This window comes from Salinisphaera japonica YTM-1, from assembly GCF_003788585.1.
GTDB lineage: Bacteria > Pseudomonadota > Gammaproteobacteria > Nevskiales > Salinisphaeraceae > Salinisphaera > Salinisphaera japonica.
This window is the reverse complement of the sequence record NZ_AYKG01000001.1, coordinates 100,197-117,349: the sequence shown is the minus strand read 5'-3', so window position 1 is coordinate 117,349 and position 17,153 is coordinate 100,197. Positions and strand designations below refer to the sequence as shown.

The following is a 17,153-nucleotide window of genomic DNA, read 5'->3' as shown; positions in this document are numbered from 1 at the left end:
ACGCGTCGCCCGACTCTATGCAGTCACATATCCGTAATTTCTCGATCATCGCGCATATCGATCATGGCAAATCGACGCTGGCCGATCGGTTCATCCGTGAGTGTCATGGCCTGACCGAGCGAGAAATGTCGGATCAGGTGCTCGATTCAATGGATCTCGAGCGAGAGCGTGGCATCACCATCAAGTCGCAGGCGGTGACACTCGATTACACCGCGATCGACGGCCAGACCTACAAGCTCAATTTCATCGACACGCCCGGCCACGTGGATTTCTCCTACGAGGTCTCGCGCTCGCTGTTCGCCTGTGAGGGCGCGCTGCTCGTCGTCGATGCCTCACAGGGCGTCGAGGCACAGAGCGTTGCCAATACCTATACGGCCATCGAGCAGAATCTCGAAGTCCTGCCGGTGCTCAACAAGATCGATCTGCCCCAGGCGGACCCGGACGCCGTGGCCCAGCAGATCGAGGATGTGATTGGCCTGGAGGCCACCGATCGCCTGCTGGTGTCGGCCAAATCGGGCCAGGGCATCACCGACGTGCTCGAGGCGATCATCCGGCGCGTGCCCGCACCGACCGGTGATCCCGATGCCCCGCTCCAGGCCCTGATCATCGACTCGTGGTTCGATAACTATCTGGGCGTGGTGTCGTTGGTGCGTATTCGTAACGGCCGCCTGGCCAAGCGCGATCGCATGAAAGTGATGTCGACCGAGCGCGAATATGAAGTCGGCGATGTCGGGATTTTCACGCCGAAAAAACAGTCGCGCGATGCGCTGGAAGTGGGTGAAGTCGGCTATGTCATCGCCGGTATCAAGGATATCGACGGCGCGCCGGTCGGCGACACGCTCACCCATGCCTATCGGCCCTGCGCCGAGCGGGTGCCGGGTTTCAAACAGGTCCAGCCGCGTGTCTTTGCCGGCGTGTTCACGATCAACTCCGATGATTACGAGGATTTTCGTGACGCGCTGGCCAAGCTGCGTCTCAACGACTCGTCGCTCAACTACGAGCCGGAGACATCGGCGGCACTGGGTTTTGGGTTTCGTATCGGCTTTCTGGGCATGCTGCACATGGAGATCGTGCAGGAGCGCCTGGAGCGCGAGTACGGTCTGGATCTGATCACCACTGCGCCCACAGTGGTCTATCAGGTGGCCACCCATGCCGGTGAAGAGCTGGCGATCTCCAACCCGCAGCAGCTGCCGCCGGTCGGCGAGATTGATGAGATCCGCGAGCCGATCATCCATGCCTCGATCCTGATGCCCCAGGAGTTCATCGGCGCGGTCATGCAGCTGTGCATGGAAAAACGCGGCGTGCAGAAGAACATGGCCTACATGGGCGGCTCGGTCCAGATGGAGTTCGAGATGCCATTGTCGGAGGTCGTGCTCGATTTCTTCGACAAGCTGAAATCGGTCTCGCGCGGCTTTGCCTCGTTCGAGTACGACTTCAAGCGTTTCCAGGCGGCCGATCTTGTACGCCTGGACGTGTTGATCAACGGCGAGAGCGTGGACGCACTGGCGCATATCGTGCATCGCGACATGTCTTATGGCCGCGGCAAGGCCATCGTCGAAAAACTCAAGAATATCGTGCCGCGCCAGATGTTCGACGTGGCCATTCAGGCCACCATCGGCACGCGCATCATCGCGCGCTCGACGGTCAAGGCCATGCGCAAGAACGTGACCGCCAAATGTTACGGCGGCGACGTCTCGCGCAAGCGCAAGCTGCTCGAGAAACAGAAAGAGGGCAAGAAGCGGATGAAACAGCTCGGCAGCGTCGAGATTCCGCAGGAAGCCTTTTTGGCGGTACTCTCGACCGATGACGACAAATAAACCGGTGGCTCGGGCCGGTCTGGCAAGGGGTTTCTAGCGCATGGATTTTGAAGCCTGGTTGACGCTGGCCTGTTTCGTGACCGGCGCGGTCTGGATCGGCGACAAGCTCGTCTGGTCCAAACGCCGCGAGAAGAACGAGAACGGCAACTGGGCGATCGAGTTCGCACACTCGTTCTTTCCGGTATTGATCGCGGTGCTGGTATTGCGTGCCTTCGTGTTCGAGCCGTTCCGGATCCCTTCGAAGTCGATGGTGCCCACGCTGCTGGTGGGCGATTTCGTATTGGTCTCCAAATTTTCCTATGGCCTGCGCCTGCCGGTCACCCACACGAAGATCGTGCCCACGGGCGAGCCCGAGCGCGGTGATGTCGTGGTCTTTCGATACCCCAAGAATCCGTCGGTGGACTATATCAAGCGCATTGTGGGCCTGCCGGGCGACACGATCACCTATCGCGGCGAGCAGCTGTATATCAACGGCAACGCCGTGCCGCGTGACGACAAGGGGCTGTATACGGGCGCGGATGCCGATGTCTATGACGACATGCGGCTGTTTATCGAACATCTACCCGATGGCCCGGATCACGAGATGCTGCACGTGGTTGGTCGCGCCGGGCCAGAGGTCAGCGTGACCGTGCCCGAAGGCAAGTACTTCGCCATGGGCGATAACCGCGACAACAGCGCGGATTCACGCGTCTGGGGTTTCGTGCCGGAGGACAACCTGGTCGGCCGGGCGTTCATGATCTGGCTGAGTGTGAATGTTTCAGACTTCGATATCCGGTTTTCGCGAATCGGCACGCTGTTGCATTGATGCCTGACGTCGACCCTGCCCAACGTGCCGCGGTTCGTGCCGCTTTCGAAGATCGTATCAATCATCAGTTTACCGATCGCAGCCTGCTGGCCCGAGCGCTCACCCATCGCAGCGCGGCCGCCAATCACAACGAGCGCCTGGAATTTCTGGGCGACGGCATCCTGAATTTCGTGATCGCCGCGGCCTTGTTCGAGGCCCAGCCGCAGGCCCCGGAGGGGGATCTGTCGCGTCTTCGGGCCGCGCTCGTGCGCGAAAAGACGCTGGCCGCGATCGCCGAAGAGCTGAATCTGTCGGATCTTTTGGTGATGGGCCCGGGCGAGCAACAGACCGGTAGCCGGCGGCGTGCCTCGATCGGCGCCGACGCGGTGGAGGCGGTGCTGGGCGCGGTCTACTGTGATGCCGGCTTTGAGGCCACCAAGAACGTGATCCTGTCGCTCTATGCCGATCGGCTGAGTGATCTGCCCAGTGCCGCCAGCCTGAAGGACGCCAAGACCCAGCTACAGGAATGGCTCCAGGCCCGCGGCCTGCCGCGCCCGGAATACGACGTGGTCAGCGTTAGCGGCGCCGACCATGCCCAGACTTTCATCGCCCGCTGTCGTCTACAGGCCCCCGAGCAGGCCGTGGACGGGCAGGGCGCCGGCCGTCGCAAGGCCGAACAGGATGCCGCACGCCAGATGCTGGCCGTACTTACCAGGACCGATTCATGAGCCAGGATTCAACCCCGGACACACAACGCCGCAGCGGCATGGTGGCCCTCGTGGGCCGGCCCAACGTGGGTAAATCCACGCTGGTCAACGCGCTGGTCGGCGAGAAGGTCTCGATCGTCACGCCCAAGCCACAGACAACCCGGCATCGCATCATCGGCGTGTTGACCGAGGGCGAGACCCAGATCGCGCTGGTGGACACGCCGGGCATGCACAGCCAGCAAAAGACCGCGCTGAACCGCGTGATGAACGAAACCGCGGTGGCCAGCCTGGCGGGCATCGATGTTGTGTTGTTCATGGTCGAAGCCGGCCAATGGCGCGATGAGGATGCTGCCGCCCTGGCGCGTCTTGCGCGCTTGCCTTGCCCGGTCGGGCTGATCGTCAACAAGACCGATCGCTTCAAGGACAAGACCGAACTGCTGCCGTTCATGGAAAAAGCCAGCACCCAGCGCGCCTTCGATTTCGTGGTGCCCCTGTCGGCCCAGCGCCGGGATAATCTGCCGGCCCTCATGCACGAGCTGACTTCGCGCATGCCCGACGGGCCGTATCTCTTTCCCGAAGACGAGTACACCGATCGCAACATGCGCTTTCTGGCGGCGGAAGCGGTGCGGGAAAAGCTCACACTGTTTCTGCAGCAGGAACTGCCGTATTCGGTGGCCATCGAGATCGAATCGTTCGAGTCCGGCCCGGAGCAGCTCGAGATTCATGCCTGTATCTGGGTCGCACGGGATAACCACAAATCGATCGTCATCGGCAAGGGCGGGGCGATGCTCAAGAAGATCGGGCGTGCGGCGCGACTGGATCTCGTGCACCGGCTGGATCATCGCGTGGATCTGCGCCTCTGGGTCAAGGTTCGGGACAACTGGATCGACTCCGAGGCCGCGGTGCGCGAGCTGGGCCATTGATCCAGGTGTGATGAGCGACCATCCGGGACCGGCCGGCGTCGGAGCGGCATAAGCGCGATGCGCGTGGATCTGCAACCGGCGCTGGTGCTGCATCGACGTGCCTGGCGCGATACCAGCTTCATCGTGGAAGCCTTCACACGAGAGCATGGCCGCGTGGGCCTGGCCGCCAAGGGCGCACGGCGTGCCAAATCGCGCTGGCGCGGCCTGCTCGAGCCGTTTTCACGCCTCGATCTGTCGTGGGCTGGTACGGGCGAGCTGTATACCCTGCGCGATATCAATTACGTCACGCGCTATACGCTGGCCGGCAACACGTTGATGGGCGGGCTTTATGCCAGCGAGCTGATCATGCGCCTGACTGCCCGTGACGATCCGCACCCACCGCTGTTCGACACCTTCGAAGCCCTGTTGCAGACGATGGCCGGCGGTGCCCCGGCCATCGTGGCACTGCGATTCTTCGAGCGGGATCTGCTCGAGGAACTGGGTTATGGCCTCACCCTGACGCACGACGCGCTCGATGCGCCCATCGAAGCCGATGCGCGCTATCGCTATGAGCCGGAATCCGGTGTCTGGCCGATGGCCACGGTCGCGAGCAACGAACCGAGCGTGGCCGGCGCCACACTGATTGATCTTGCCGAAGGCCGGCTGACACAGCGCGCCCGCCTGCGCGAGGCGCGTGACCTGCTCCAGGCCGCGCTGGCCCCCCATCTGGGCAGCAAACCGTTAAAATCGGTCGCTACGCTCAAAGCCATGCAGCAGTTTGCCGATACCCGGCAACCGTTGCCGCGCACGGACGATCACTGATGACCGATATCGCTGCCCCCACGCCCCCGATCCGTCTCGGGGTCAACGTCGATCACGTTGCCACGCTGCGCCAGGCCCGGGGCACGCCTTATCCGGACGTTGGTACCGCGGCACGCCTGGCCATGGGCGCGGGTGCCGCCAGCATCACGATCCATCTGCGTGAGGATCGCCGCCATATCCAGGACCACGACGTGGCGAGCCTGTGTGCCATCGGCGACGACATGCCGGTGAATCTGGAAATGGCGTTGACTGAGGAGATGCTCGATATCGCGGTGCGCCATGCGCCACGCGATTGCTGTCTCGTGCCCGAGTCGCGCGAGGAGCTGACCACCGAAGGCGGGCTGGATATCGTCGGCCAGGGCCAGCGGGTGGCTGACGGGCTGGCCCGTCTGCAAGCTGCCGGCATCCAGGCCGCGCTGTTCATCGACCCCGATACGGATCAGATCGAGGCCGCGGCCCGCGCCGGGGCGCATCATATCGAACTGCATACCGGGGCCTATGCCGATGCCGTCGATACGACGACACGCCAGGCCGAGCTTGCGCGTATCATGGCGGCAGCCGTGCAGGCCGAATCGCTGGGTCTCGAGGTGCACGCCGGGCACGGGCTGCATGTCGACAACGTGGCCGAGATCGCAGCGATCGCGCCGATCGTGGAACTCAATATCGGCCACGCGCTGATCGCACGGGCGGTGTTCGTGGGTCTTGATGCGGCCGTCACCGAGATGAGCGCGGCCATGGCAGCCGGGCGGCGCCAGATCGCCTGATCTTTCGATCGCTTTGTAACGCGCCGAAATCGATCCATCTCGACACCGTTTATCTCGCTGCTACACTTCGCGCATGAACGATTATCCAACGCTCAATGATCAGGTCGGCCATACGCCGCTGGTCCGTCTGCAACGCTTGGCCGGAAACGGCTCGTCCAATACGCTGCTGGCCAAGCTCGAGGGCGACAATCCCGCGGGGTCGGTCAAGGATCGGCCGGCGTACTCGATGATTACTCGCGCCGCCGAGCGCGGTGACATCAAGCCGGGCGATACGTTGATCGAGGCGACCTCGGGCAATACAGGCATCGCGCTGGCCATGGTGGCTGCCATGCAGGGCTTCAAGATGAAGCTCTTGATGCCCGAGAACATGAGCGAGGAACGGCGCGCCTCCATGCGGGCCTACGGTGCCGAAATCATCTCGGTGTCTGAAAGCGACGGCATGGAAGGCGCGCGCGATCAGGCACAGCAGATGGCCGATGCCGGCGAGGGCATGCTGCTCAACCAGTTCGCCAATCCGGATAACCCGCGGGCGCACTACGAGACCACCGGGCCCGAGATCTGGAACGCCACCGGCGGCCGGATCACGCATTTCGTGGCCACCATGGGCACCACGGGCACCATCATGGGTTGCTCGCGTTATCTCAAGGAAAAGAACCCGGATATTCAGATCGTCGGCGTACAGCCGGCCGGTGAATCCAAGATTCCCGGTATTCGGCGCTGGCCCGAGGCGTATCTGCCGGAGATCTTCGAGGCCGAGCGCGTGGATCGGGTCATCGACGTTGAGCAGGCCGATGCCGAGGCCACCATGAAACGCCTGGCCAAAGAGGAAGGTATCTTCGCGGGCCCGTCCTCCGGCGGCAGCGTGTTTGCCGCCCTCTCGCTGGCCCGGGAAGTCGAGAACGCCACAATCGCCATGATCATCTGTGATCGCGGCGATCGGTATCTGTCCACGGGCGTTTACGATAAACCGTGAGTCGCCCCACTGTGGTGATCGCCGCCCAGGCGGTGCTCGATATCGATGCCGCCCGGCGCCTGGCCGATTACGACGATCTAGATGATGCCGGGATCACGCGGGCGGTCGAGCAGCTGCATACCCAGCGCTGGGGCCGGTGGGATCTACCGGCTCACCTGGCCGCCATCGATCGGCTGTGTGTGGTGATCGTCGAGCGCGGGCACGTTCGCCGCGTCGATCTGTCGCGCCAGGCCCTGGGCAGCGAATCCGCGTTACTCGATGCGCTGGTGGATGTCATGCCGGCGACACGCGCCGATCTGGTCGACTGGGACGGGCATGACGTCGCCACGCTTCTGGCCCGCTGCGTCGCCACGGACCGCCAACTGCCACGCGCGCTTGCAGGTGCCGCGACGCATCGTCTGGCCGGGTGGGTCGCGCCCACGGCCGCCGACCATCCTGCACCCGATCGTGCCTTCGAGGACGAATGTCGGGCGATCTTCGCCGCGCACGACGTGCCGGCGGCGATCGCGCCCGGGTCGATCGCTGCCCGGGCCTCGGCGCGCACGCGCCTGTGGTGGCGCCTGGCACACGCTACACGCCGGCTGCATCCGGCACGCCGCGCCGATCTGGAAACACAGCTGGCGGCGTTGGAGCCCTCATGAGCGGTAAAGGCAAGCGCGCCCGCAAAAAAGAACATGGCGTCGTCGAGATCACCGATCTGGCCAGTAATGCGCGTGGGGTCGGTCATGTCGACGGCAAGGCGATCTTCGTGGCCGATACGCTGCCCGGCGAGCAGGTGTTGTTTCAGCCCACGAAGATCAAGAAACAGTACGAAGAAGCCGCGATGGCCACGCTGTTTTCAGCGTCATCGGCGCGCGTGACGCCGCGCTGTCGTCATTTCGGTCTTTGTGGCGGTTGTGCGCTGCAGCACGCCAGCGTCGAGGCGCAGCTCGGCTTCAAGCAGTCGCAGCTGATGAATGCGCTGGCCCGCGTGGGCCAGATCGAACCCGAGCGCGTACTGGCGCCGCTGGTGGCCGAGCGCTGGGGCTATCGTCGCCGTGCCCGGCTGGGTGTGAAATACGTGCCCAAGAAAGGCGGTACGCTGGTCGGCTTTCGCGAGCGCGGGGCGCCCTTCATCGCCGAGCTGTCGCGCTGCGAAGTGCTGGTGCCCCACATCGGCGATCGCCTGCTCGACCTGGCGCGGATGATCGACCGGCTCTCTATTCGCGAGCGTGTGCCGCAAATCGAGGTGGCGGCCGCGGATAACGCCACGGCACTTGTCTTTCGAGTGCTCGATGCACCAACGGCCGACGATCTGGCGATTCTTGCGGCATTCGGCCACGAGCACGGCTTCCAGATCCACCTGCAACCCGGTAATGAAAACACCATCGCGCCGATCGACGAGGCCGCGGCTGCCCTGTATTACGACCTGCCGGCCTTTGACGCCCGCCTGTTCTTTCTGCCCAACGATTTCGTCCAGATCCACGCCGGTATCAACCGGGCGATGGTGAATGCTGCCCTGGAGGCCCTGGACGTGACAGCGGACGATACAGTGCTTGAGCTGTTCTCCGGGCTGGGTAATTTTTCGGTGCCGCTGGCTCGACAAGCGGCGCATGTGGTCACCGTCGAAGGTGAGGCCGGCCTGGTCGAGCGCGCCCGGGCCAATGCGGCCCACAACGGCTGCACGAACATCCAGGCGCACGTCGATAATCTGTTCGAGCCGGCCGATACGCCGGCCTGGCTGCCGGCACATGTCGACAAGGTATTGATCGACCCGCCGCGGTCGGGGGCGGCCGAGGTCATTGATCTGATCGCGGCGCGTGCGCCCTCGCGCATCGTCTATTGTTCCTGTCACCCGGCGACGCTGGCCCGCGACGGCCAGCGCCTGGTGTACGAGCACGGGTACCGCCTGGCGGGCGCCGGGGTGATGGATATGTTTCCGCACACCGCACATATCGAGTCCATGGCGGTCTTCGAACGAAAGGACACGTAGTGGCTATAGAAATCGAGCGCAAGTTTCTCGTTGCCGGTGAGGCCTGGCGCGAGGCCGCCTACCAGCAGAAACACTTTGCCCAGGGCTATTTCAACGATTCGGGCCGAGCCTCGGTACGGGTACGCATCGAGGACGAGGCGGCCAATCTGAATATCAAGGCCGCGGTCATCGGCAGCGCGCGCGCAGAATACGAGTACGAGATTCCGCTGCCTGATGCCCGCGAGATGCTGGCCTCGCTCTGTTTGACAGAACCGGTCGAAAAGACACGCTACTGGGTCGAGCACGACGGTCATACCTGGGAGATCGATGTCTTTGAAGGGGCCAACGCCCCGTTGATCGTTGCCGAAATCGAGCTGGAAGCCGCCGACGAAACCTTTACCCGGCCCGACTGGCTGGGCCAAGAGATCACCGATGACAAGCGCTACTACAATCATGCGCTGGCGTTTGCGCCGTATCGTGACTGGCCGGCGGAGCCCACGGCGTGAGTGAGGCCGCACTCGGCCCGCTGATCGTCGATGTTGCCGGGACCACACTGACCGCAGACGATCGCGACCTGTTGTGTCGGCCGGGCGTGGGCGGTGTCATCCTGTTCACGCGCAACTTTGAATGTCGTGCGCAACTTATTGAACTAACGAAAGAAATTCGTCAGGCACGCAGCAATCTGCCGATCATGGCTGATTACGAAGGCGGGCGAGTCCAGCGATTCCGCGAGGGTTTCACGGCTATTCCACCGATGGCCGCGCTCGGCCGGTATTACAACGATGCGCCCGGCGATGCCGTGGCCGCGGCAGCAGATCTCGGCTGGCTGATGGCCCGCGAACTGGGCGAGGCCGGCATTGATCTGCCCCTGGCGCCGGTCGCGGATCTGGACTATGGCCAATCCAGCGTGATCGGGCACCGTGCGTTTTCAGATAAAACCGATGCCGTAATCGCGCTGACGACGGGGTTCATCAGCGGCCTGCGCGAGGGGGGCAGCCTGGCCACGGCCAAGCATTTTCCCGGCCACGGGTGGGTGGCGGCCGATTCACACGCCGAGCTGCCCGTGGACACGCGCGACGCAGAAGCGCTGGCGGAGGATTGGCAGCCGTTTGCGGCACTCATCGATCAAGACATCGCCTCGATCATGATGGCGCATGTGCACTACCCGGCAATCGATGCCAGCCCGGCCAGCCTGTCGTCGGTCTGGATTCAAGAGATTCTGCGCCAGCGCCTGGGCTTCGACGGCTGTGTGTTCTGTGATGATCTGAGCATGGGCGGGGCCGTTGCTTTCGGCGATGTGGCTACCCGCGTGCGCCGTGCCCTGACCGCCGGCTGTGATTTTCTGCCGGTCTGTAACGATCGCGAGGCAGCGCTGACAGCACTTGATGCGGTGAGCGATCGTCTTGCGACCGGCCAGACAAGACGCCAGCAGTTTGCGACGCGGCTTGAGCACAGCCGCGCCCGTCGCCTCGAAGATCACGCGCGACGCGAGCGCGCCCGCGTGCTTGCGCATCGACTGGCCACGGCGTGATCGATCAAGTCACCGCCGCTTATCGCGACTTCGCCTCGCAGTATCTGTCGCTCAAGAACGAGTGGGGCACGTTGGTCGATCTGGTCGCGATCGTCGCGATTACCGCGCTGCTCGACGTCGCCACGCGCATCGTTCTGCGTCTGCTGCACGACAAGGTGCTGGCGACGCGCAATCTCTGGGACGACGCGCTCTATCGCAGTGTGAACGGCCCGTTGCAGGTGCTGCTGTGGATCGGTGGCATCACGCTGGCGATTCGTATCGGGACCGCGGCGGATCATCCGTGGCGCGAGTACGTGCCCACGATACGCGGGGTGCTGATCGCGCTGGTTTTCCTCTGGTTCGCGTTCCGGCTGATCGGCTCGGTGGAAAAGAACGCGCTCGTCCGGGCAACCTCGCGCTACAAGCATCTGGACAACACCAGTGCCGATGCCCTGGCCAAGTTGGCGCGTGCGGTGGTGCTGGTCATCGGCATGCTGGTGCTGCTTCAGCAGTTCGGGGTGTCGCCGTCCAGCCTGCTGGCGTTTTCTGGCGTGGGGGGGATCGCCGTGGGCTTTGCCGCGCGCGACGTGCTGGCCAATATCTTTGGCGGCATGACGGTCTATTTGAACCGGCCGTTTTCGGTGGGCGATTGGATACGCTCGCCGGATCGCGATATCGAAGGCGTGGTGGAGGCCATCGGCTGGCGGGCGACGACCGTGCGTCGTTTCGATATGCGCCCGTTGTACGTGCCCAACGCCGTGTTCTCCAACGTGGCGCTGGAGAATCCCTCGCGCATGACGCACCGGCTGATCAACGAAAAGATTTCGGTGCGCTATGAAGACGCGGCCCGTGTGCCGGATATCGTGGCGGCGATCCGCGAAATGCTGGATACCGACGACGCCATCGACTCCCAGCAGGTGATCCTTACCTATCTCGATTCCTTCGGCGATTCCTCGCTGGATCTGCTGATCTATTGCTATACCGTAACCACTGACTGGGCCGAGTATCTGGCAATCAAACAGAGCGTGCTGCAGCGGGCCCAGGACACCATCCGCGAACACGGTGCCGTGGTATCGCTGCCCACGCAGCGTATCGAGCTGCCCGAGGATCTGATATCGGCGCAGACTGAGCCCCCATTGAGCCCGACGGCCGAGGCCGAGGCGGGCGATAGCGATAGCGACGAAGAAGAAGACATTGATACACAAAAGGTACAATCCGAGCGACGAGAGGCCGTCGCCCGCGAGCGTGCGCATGCCCGAGGCAAGGCGGGCCCGGACAACCCCGGCGAACAAGGATCCTGATGAGCGGTTTCGATCGACAACGCTATGAAGAAGCACAGAGCGTCTATGCCGGCGCCGACTGCCTGATACCGGCCGATGAGATCGGGGCCGCTTATGACCGGATGGCCAATGCCGTGACCGCAGATCTGGCCGAGCTGGACCCGGTGGTGATCTGTGTGATGCTGGGCGGGCTGCAGGCCACGGCCGAACTCGGCAAACGCCTGCACTTTCCCTTCGAGCTGGACTACCTGCACGCCACACGTTATCGGGGCGAGACCTCGGGCGGCGAGCTGGTCTGGAAAGTCAGCCCCGGCCTGCGGTTGGCCGACCGACACGTATTGATCGTCGACGATATTCTCGACGAGGGCCATACGCTGGCGGCTATCCTGGCGGCCATCAAGGCACAGGGCGCGGCCTCGGTGCGCACGGCCATGCTGCTGCTCAAGGATCATGACCGACGCGCCAACGGTGTCCACGCCGACTATGTGGGCTGCCACGTGGCCGACCGCTATGTCTTTGGCGCCGGCATGGACTACAAGGGTTATTATCGCCAGCTGCCCGGTGTTTGGGCCATCGGCCAGCCGGGCACGTCCGGCGAGGGCGCGGCCTGAGATGGGTCGTATCGGCATCATCGGCGGTACGGCGCTGGCCGATCTGGCCGGGGTGGCGCCTGCCGCGCCGCCGGCGGTCGTCGAGACACGCTACGGGCCGACCTCGGGCCCGCTGGTGCACGGCGCGTATGCCGGCCAGGACGTGGTCTTTCTCATGCGCCACGGCGCAGGCCACAAGATCGCCCCGCACGCCATCAACTATCGCGCCAATATCGCCGCACTGGCCGCTGCCGGCTGTGAGTGGGTGATCGCGATCGCGGCCGTGGGCGGCATCGCGGCCGAGGCCACACCCGGGCGTATCGTGATTCCGGACCAGATCATCGACTATAGCTGGGCGCGAAAGCATACCTTCTATGATGACCCGGCCACCGACGGCTTGGACCATATCGATTTCACCGAGCCCTACGACGGCACGCTTCGCCGCCGGCTCAGCGACAGCGCGGCGGGACGGGGTCTGGATGCGATGGAGGGCGGGGTGCACGGCATCACACAAGGCCCGCGTCTGGAAACCGCGGCCGAGATCGATCGCATGGATCGCGATGGCTGTCATATCGTGGGCATGACGGGCATGCCCGAAGCCGCACTCGCGCGCGAAGCCGGTCTGGCCTATGGCTGTTGTGCGGTCGTGGTCAACAAGGCCGCCGGGCGCACGGGCGGCCTGGCCATACACGCCGAAATCGAAGCCACGCTGGCCGCGGCGATGGCCGATATCGAGCGTTTGCTGCAGGCTGTGGTGCCCACACTTTAGGTATTTCGTCTCGGCCGTTATTCAGCGAGGACATCGCGCCAGTCGGCCAGCCCGGCGACGGCACCGAGATGGCTCGCCTTGGTCAGATACCGATAATCGGCCGTGATCAGAACGCTATCGGTTTCCAGAGCGACGGCGTGATACAGCGTATCGAACAGGTGATGCGGAAGATCAACTGAAAGGGTCGTTGCCAGGCGCCAGATCGTGGCTCGCTCGATCGTCGGAACACGCAGCTGGTCGAGGCGCCCGATGGTATAGGCAGCCGTATCCGGTGCAAGCCGTGCCATGCCGGCGCCGACTTCAGCAAGCCAATGAACAGGCTGGCAGAGCGTGACTTTTCCGGTAAATGCGTACTCGCAAATCGTCACCGCATCGTCTTGCTCGTCTTCGTGTTGTACGCCTAGCAACAACCACTTCAACACGACACTGGCGTCGAGCACGATATTCATTCGCGCATAGCATCACGGGTGGCCAGAATTTCATCCAACGAGGCAGGCGGATTGTCGCGCCGACGGGCATCGATCTCCTCGAAAATCGCGCGCTGCCGAGTCTTGCGCTCTGCCTCTTGAACCGCTTTACGCATCAGCTCGGCAACTATCGCGCTCTTGTTCTGGCCCTCGAACGTCTTGTTGAAGGCGGCCTTGATGTCTTCGGGAACCGAGTAGTTGACGGTGCTCATGACCGGGCTCCGGCGTATGTTGAATAATTCAACAATAGCGCCGGGCCTACGATGGCTCAAGAGGTTTCGAGCACCTTCTCGGTCTGGGCGATTCGCTTGGCACCGAGCTTTTCCAGCAGCTCGGCGATCCGCTCGACCCGGGTTTCAACATCCGGCATGTCGCGGAAGAACACGAGTTTGGAATCACCTTCCAAGCGATAAGCCTTGGTGTCAGCCTGTACCAGGGTGATCAGCGTGGCCGGATCCACCTTGCTGGCCTTGCCGAAGTGCAGCCGGCCGACATCCGGGCCGCCCTCGATCTTGGCCATGGCCAGCGGCGCGGCCTGAAGCTTGAGCGCGGTGGCTGCGAACAGGGTTTCGGTCGGCGGCGGCAGCAGGCCGAAACGATCGATCAGCTCGATCTTCAGCTTGCGCAGGGCCTCGGCGTCCTTGGCGGCACTGATACGTTTGTAAAGCACCAGACGCATGTGCACGTCGGGAATATAGTCCTCGGGCAACAGAGACGTGGCCCCCAGCTCGACCTCGGTGGCGCCCATGAGCGCGTCGGCATCGGCCTCGGGCACCTCACCGCGCTTGTAGGCGGCCACGGCCCGGTCGAGCATCTGGCGATACAGATCGAAGCCGATCTCCTGGATCTGACCGGACTGGCCTTCGCCCAGCAGCTCGCCGGCGCCGCGGATCTCCAGATCATGGGTCGCCAGGGCAAAGCCCGCGCCCAGGTCATGCAAGGAGGCCAGCGCCTCCAGGCGTTTCTGGGCATCCGCGGTCATCGCCGATTCTTCCGGCGTCAGCAGGTAAGCATAGGCACGATGATGCGAGCGGCCCACGCGGCCACGCAGCTGGTGCAGCTGGGCCAGGCCAAAGGAATCAGCGCGGTCGATGATGATGGTGTTGGCGCTGGGCACGTCGATGCCCGATTCCACGATCGTTGTGCAGAGCAGGATATCGAAACGGCGATGATAGAAATCCAGCATCACGTCTTCGAGCTCGCGCTCATGCATCTGGCCGTGGGCGATACGAATCCGTGCCTCGGGCAATAATTCAGCCAGGTCGGCGGCCTTGCGCTCGATGTCCTTGACCTTGTTGTGCAGGTAATAGATCTGGCCGCCGCGGCGCATCTCGCGGCGCACGGCTTCCTGGATCAGCACGCCGTCGTAACGCGACACGAACGTCTCGATAGCCAGGCGCGACTCCGGGGCGGTGGCGATGATCGACAGATCGCGCAGGCCGGTCAGGCTCATGTTGAGCGTGCGCGGAATCGGTGTGGCGGTCAGCGTGAGCAGATCCACCTGGGCACGCAACGATTTGATGCGCTCCTTGTGGCGCACGCCAAAGCGGTGTTCTTCATCGACGATCAGCAGGCCCAGCTTTTCGAACTTGATGTCCTTGCCGAGCAGGCGGTGGGTGCCGATGACGATATCCAGCTTGCCGTTGGCCATGTCCTCGAGCATGGTTTCGCGCTGTTTGCCGGTACGCAGGCGCGACAGGGCGCCAACACGCACCGGCCAGTCGGCAAAGCGATCCGAAAAACTCTGATAATGCTGCTGGGCCAGAAGCGTCGTGGGTACCAATACGGCCACCTGATAGCCGGAGGAGATCGCCACGAACGCCGAGCGCAGCGCGACCTCGGTCTTGCCAAAGCCGACATCGCCACAGATCACGCGATCCATGGGATTGGCGCGCGACAGGTCGGCCATCACCTCGTCGATCGCGCGTTGCTGATCCGGCGTTTCCTCGAACGGGAACTGGGCCGCGAACGTCTGATAATCGTTTTCGTCCGGGCTCATGGCAACGCCCTGACGCGAAGCTCGCTTGGCCTGGATCTCGAGCAGATCGGCGGCCGTGTCGCGGGCTTTTTCTGCGGCTTTCTTGCGCGCCTTGGACCAGCGCTCGTTGCCCAGCTTGTGCAGCGGCGCGGTATCGGCATCGCCGCCGGTGAACCGATGCACCAGATGCAGTGACGCGACCGGCACATAGAGCAGATCGCCGCCGGCATACGCGATGGTGACGAACTCGTTCTCGACGCCACCGGCGGCCAGCTTGATCAGCCCCTGATAGCGGCCCACGCCGTTGTCCTGATGCACGACCGGCGCGCCGGGCGCCAGATCGGTCAACTCACGAATCGCGGTTTCCGGGTCTCGGGTTTCACGCCGGCGTCGGCGTTTGGCCGGCGGGCGGGCGCCCGTCAGCTCGTTTTCGGCAATGATCGCCAGGCCGTCGCCGGCCAGCACGCAGCCGGCCTCCAGGGGCGCCGTGGTCACGGCGATACGCTTGTTCTGGGTCAGAAAATCGTGCCAGGACTCGGCGCGGGCCGGCGCCATGCCGAGCTGGGTGAGCCAGTCGCGCATGGCCTCGCGCCGGCCGGCCGAGTCGCCGGTGATCAACACGCGCCCGTCGAACGTCTCGAAGAATTCCTTGAGCGCCTTGCCGGTGGCCGCGACGTCCGCGCCGGTGAGTTTCGGCACGCGGGCGGCGTCAAAGCGCTGGCCCTGGCCGTCGTCATCGGCGGCGATTGTCACCGCGGTATGGCCATCGAACAGCGTTTTGAGCGTATCCGGGGTAACGAAGGCCACCTCGGGCGCCAGGATCGGGCGCTCCGGGTTGACGTGGCGCTGCTCGTAGCGATCGGCGATGGCGGCCCAGGCCGTATCCAGCGCCTGATTGACGTTGCCCAGCTCGATAAGACAGGCATCACCAGGCAGGTAGTCGCCGATCATGGCGGTGTCGTCGAAAAACAGCGGCAGGTACGACTCGATGCCGCCCGGCGGCACGCCGCGAGAGACATCCCGATAGATCGCGCTGGCGCCGGGGTCGCCGTCGAAGGCCTGGCGATAGCGCGAGCGAAACGCCTTGATCGCGTCCTCGTCCAACGGGAATTCGCGCGCCGGCAACAATCGGATGGTCTCGATCTTGTCGGTCGAGCGCTGGGTTTCCGGGTCGAAGGCGCGGATGGTCTCGATCTCGTCGTCGAACAGATCCAGCCGATAGGGCTGCTCGGCGCCGGTGGGAAACAGATCCATCACCGCACCGCGCACTGCGAACTCGCCGTGGGTACGCACCTCAGAAACCGCAGCATAGCCAGCAGCCTCCAGCTGGGCGCGCAGGGCATGAAAATCCAGCTGCTGGCCGGCGGTGAACGCCATGGCCCGGCCGGCGACAAACGATTGCGGCGGCAATGGCTGGAGCAGCGTGTCAGCGGCCACGATGACAATGGCCCGGCCCATTCGCGGCAGCTCGACCAGCAGGCCCAGCCGCTGCGAGATGATATCCGCATGCGGCGAGAACACGTCGTAGGGCAGGGTTTCCCAATCCGGAAAGTGATGGATCGCCAGATCATCCGGGGCGAAGAAACGCAGCTCTTCCTCCAGACGATAGGCCCGGTGTTCGTCGGCCACCACGGCGACCGTGAGTCCCTGGCGCGCGTCAGCCGTATGAGCCAGTGCGAGCGCGCCGGCCGCCCCCGGCAGGTTCTGCCAGCGCTGGCTGGCGCCGGGCGCGGTGGCCGGCGGCGCCAGCGGGCGGGGCATATCAGTTCGGGACAAGACGGTTTTCGATCGAGTGTCGGCCATAGCGCGCGGATTATGGCATGACCCAGGCCATGCCGA

At 63.9% G+C, this 17,153-nt stretch carries 17 protein-coding genes; 14 read left to right on the top strand and 3 right to left on the bottom strand.

Annotation, left to right across the window (positions count from 1 at the left end; all coding sequences use genetic code 11):
- The first annotated feature begins 17 nt into the window (after nucleotides 1-17).
- From lepA to SAJA_RS00480, 14 genes are all read left to right on the top strand, one after another.
- Nucleotides 18-1,817, top strand: a complete 1,800-nt coding sequence (gene lepA / locus SAJA_RS00545) for a translation elongation factor 4 (protein ID WP_123656703.1) — start codon at nucleotides 18-20, stop codon at nucleotides 1,815-1,817.
- Nucleotides 1,818-1,857: 40 nt separating this feature from the next.
- Nucleotides 1,858-2,622 (top strand): signal peptidase I, encoded by a 765-nt coding sequence (gene lepB, locus SAJA_RS00540; protein WP_123656702.1) that lies wholly within the window; start codon nucleotides 1,858-1,860, stop codon nucleotides 2,620-2,622.
- On the top strand, nucleotides 2,622-3,329 hold the full coding sequence (gene rnc / locus SAJA_RS00535) for a ribonuclease III (RefSeq protein ID WP_123656701.1): 708 nt from the start codon (nucleotides 2,622-2,624) through the stop codon (nucleotides 3,327-3,329). Before lepB ends, rnc begins: the two co-directional genes overlap by 1 nt.
- Nucleotides 3,326-4,231: a GTPase Era gene (era, locus tag SAJA_RS00530; RefSeq protein WP_123656700.1), complete on the top strand. Its 906-nt coding sequence runs from the start codon at nucleotides 3,326-3,328 to the stop codon at nucleotides 4,229-4,231. The genes rnc and era overlap by 4 nt, the downstream gene beginning before the upstream one ends.
- 63 nt (nucleotides 4,232-4,294) lie before the next feature.
- Complete coding sequence (gene recO, locus SAJA_RS00525) at nucleotides 4,295-5,032, top strand: DNA repair protein RecO (RefSeq protein ID WP_184999680.1); 738 nt, start codon at nucleotides 4,295-4,297, stop codon at nucleotides 5,030-5,032.
- Nucleotides 5,032-5,796 (top strand): pyridoxine 5'-phosphate synthase, encoded by a 765-nt coding sequence (locus SAJA_RS00520; protein ID WP_184999679.1) that lies wholly within the window; start codon nucleotides 5,032-5,034, stop codon nucleotides 5,794-5,796. The genes recO and SAJA_RS00520 overlap by 1 nt, the downstream gene beginning before the upstream one ends.
- A gap of 73 nt (nucleotides 5,797-5,869) precedes the next feature.
- Nucleotides 5,870-6,769, top strand: coding sequence for a cysteine synthase CysM (gene cysM, locus SAJA_RS00515; protein WP_123656698.1), 900 nt, complete (start codon nucleotides 5,870-5,872; stop codon nucleotides 6,767-6,769).
- Nucleotides 6,766-7,410: a hypothetical protein gene (locus SAJA_RS00510; protein WP_123656697.1), complete on the top strand. Its 645-nt coding sequence runs from the start codon at nucleotides 6,766-6,768 to the stop codon at nucleotides 7,408-7,410. The genes cysM and SAJA_RS00510 overlap by 4 nt, the downstream gene beginning before the upstream one ends.
- On the top strand, nucleotides 7,407-8,741 hold the full coding sequence (gene rlmD, locus SAJA_RS00505; RefSeq protein WP_123656696.1) for a 23S rRNA (uracil(1939)-C(5))-methyltransferase RlmD: 1,335 nt from the start codon (nucleotides 7,407-7,409) through the stop codon (nucleotides 8,739-8,741). Before SAJA_RS00510 ends, rlmD begins: the two co-directional genes overlap by 4 nt.
- Nucleotides 8,741-9,226: a CYTH domain-containing protein gene (locus SAJA_RS00500; RefSeq protein WP_123656695.1), complete on the top strand. Its 486-nt coding sequence runs from the start codon at nucleotides 8,741-8,743 to the stop codon at nucleotides 9,224-9,226. The genes rlmD and SAJA_RS00500 overlap by 1 nt, the downstream gene beginning before the upstream one ends.
- On the top strand, nucleotides 9,223-10,251 hold the full coding sequence (gene nagZ / locus SAJA_RS00495; RefSeq protein ID WP_123656694.1) for a beta-N-acetylhexosaminidase: 1,029 nt from the start codon (nucleotides 9,223-9,225) through the stop codon (nucleotides 10,249-10,251). Before SAJA_RS00500 ends, nagZ begins: the two co-directional genes overlap by 4 nt.
- The gene (locus SAJA_RS00490) at nucleotides 10,248-11,531 is read left to right on the top strand and encodes a mechanosensitive ion channel family protein (RefSeq protein WP_123656693.1); all 1,284 of its coding nucleotides are present in this window, start codon (nucleotides 10,248-10,250) and stop codon (nucleotides 11,529-11,531) included. Before nagZ ends, SAJA_RS00490 begins: the two co-directional genes overlap by 4 nt.
- Nucleotides 11,531-12,121, top strand: a complete 591-nt coding sequence (locus SAJA_RS00485; protein WP_123656692.1) for a hypoxanthine-guanine phosphoribosyltransferase — start codon at nucleotides 11,531-11,533, stop codon at nucleotides 12,119-12,121. Before SAJA_RS00490 ends, SAJA_RS00485 begins: the two co-directional genes overlap by 1 nt.
- Before the next feature lies 1 nt (nucleotide 12,122).
- Entirely contained in the window at nucleotides 12,123-12,869 is a 747-nt protein-coding gene (locus SAJA_RS00480; protein WP_123656691.1) for an S-methyl-5'-thioinosine phosphorylase, read from the top strand.
- A 17-nt stretch (nucleotides 12,870-12,886) separates the two neighbouring features.
- Here the strand turns inward: SAJA_RS00480 and SAJA_RS00475 are convergent, their stop codons facing one another.
- Genes SAJA_RS00475 through mfd form a run of 3 tightly spaced genes read right to left on the bottom strand, consistent with a single transcriptional unit; the run spans nucleotide 12,887 to nucleotide 17,075 of the window.
- Nucleotides 12,887-13,318: a type II toxin-antitoxin system VapC family toxin gene (locus SAJA_RS00475; protein ID WP_123656690.1), complete on the bottom strand. Its 432-nt coding sequence runs from the start codon at nucleotides 13,316-13,318 to the stop codon at nucleotides 12,887-12,889.
- Complete coding sequence (locus SAJA_RS00470; protein ID WP_123656689.1) at nucleotides 13,315-13,548, bottom strand: hypothetical protein; 234 nt, start codon at nucleotides 13,546-13,548, stop codon at nucleotides 13,315-13,317. The genes SAJA_RS00475 and SAJA_RS00470 overlap by 4 nt, the downstream gene beginning before the upstream one ends.
- A 56-nt stretch (nucleotides 13,549-13,604) precedes the next feature.
- Nucleotides 13,605-17,075 (bottom strand): transcription-repair coupling factor, encoded by a 3,471-nt coding sequence (mfd, locus tag SAJA_RS00465; RefSeq protein WP_123656688.1) that lies wholly within the window; start codon nucleotides 17,073-17,075, stop codon nucleotides 13,605-13,607.
- Nucleotides 17,076-17,153: the final 78 nt, after the last annotated feature.

Coding starts and splice junctions, on each gene's coding strand:
- lepA (WP_123656703.1), top strand. CDS start 18: ATGCAGTCACATATCCGTAATTTCTCGATCATCGCGCATATCGATCAT.
- lepB (WP_123656702.1), top strand. CDS start 1,858: ATGGATTTTGAAGCCTGGTTGACGCTGGCCTGTTTCGTGACCGGCGCG.
- rnc (WP_123656701.1), top strand. CDS start 2,622: ATGCCTGACGTCGACCCTGCCCAACGTGCCGCGGTTCGTGCCGCTTTC.
- era (WP_123656700.1), top strand. CDS start 3,326: ATGAGCCAGGATTCAACCCCGGACACACAACGCCGCAGCGGCATGGTG.
- SAJA_RS00520 (WP_184999679.1), top strand. CDS start 5,032: ATGACCGATATCGCTGCCCCCACGCCCCCGATCCGTCTCGGGGTCAAC.
- cysM (WP_123656698.1), top strand. CDS start 5,870: ATGAACGATTATCCAACGCTCAATGATCAGGTCGGCCATACGCCGCTG.
- rlmD (WP_123656696.1), top strand. CDS start 7,407: ATGAGCGGTAAAGGCAAGCGCGCCCGCAAAAAAGAACATGGCGTCGTC.
- SAJA_RS00485 (WP_123656692.1), top strand. CDS start 11,531: ATGAGCGGTTTCGATCGACAACGCTATGAAGAAGCACAGAGCGTCTAT.
- SAJA_RS00480 (WP_123656691.1), top strand. CDS start 12,123: ATGGGTCGTATCGGCATCATCGGCGGTACGGCGCTGGCCGATCTGGCC.
- SAJA_RS00475 (WP_123656690.1), bottom strand. CDS start 13,318: ATGAATATCGTGCTCGACGCCAGTGTCGTGTTGAAGTGGTTGTTGCTA.
- SAJA_RS00470 (WP_123656689.1), bottom strand. CDS start 13,548: ATGAGCACCGTCAACTACTCGGTTCCCGAAGACATCAAGGCCGCCTTC.
- mfd (WP_123656688.1), bottom strand. CDS start 17,075: ATGCCCCGCCCGCTGGCGCCGCCGGCCACCGCGCCCGGCGCCAGCCAG.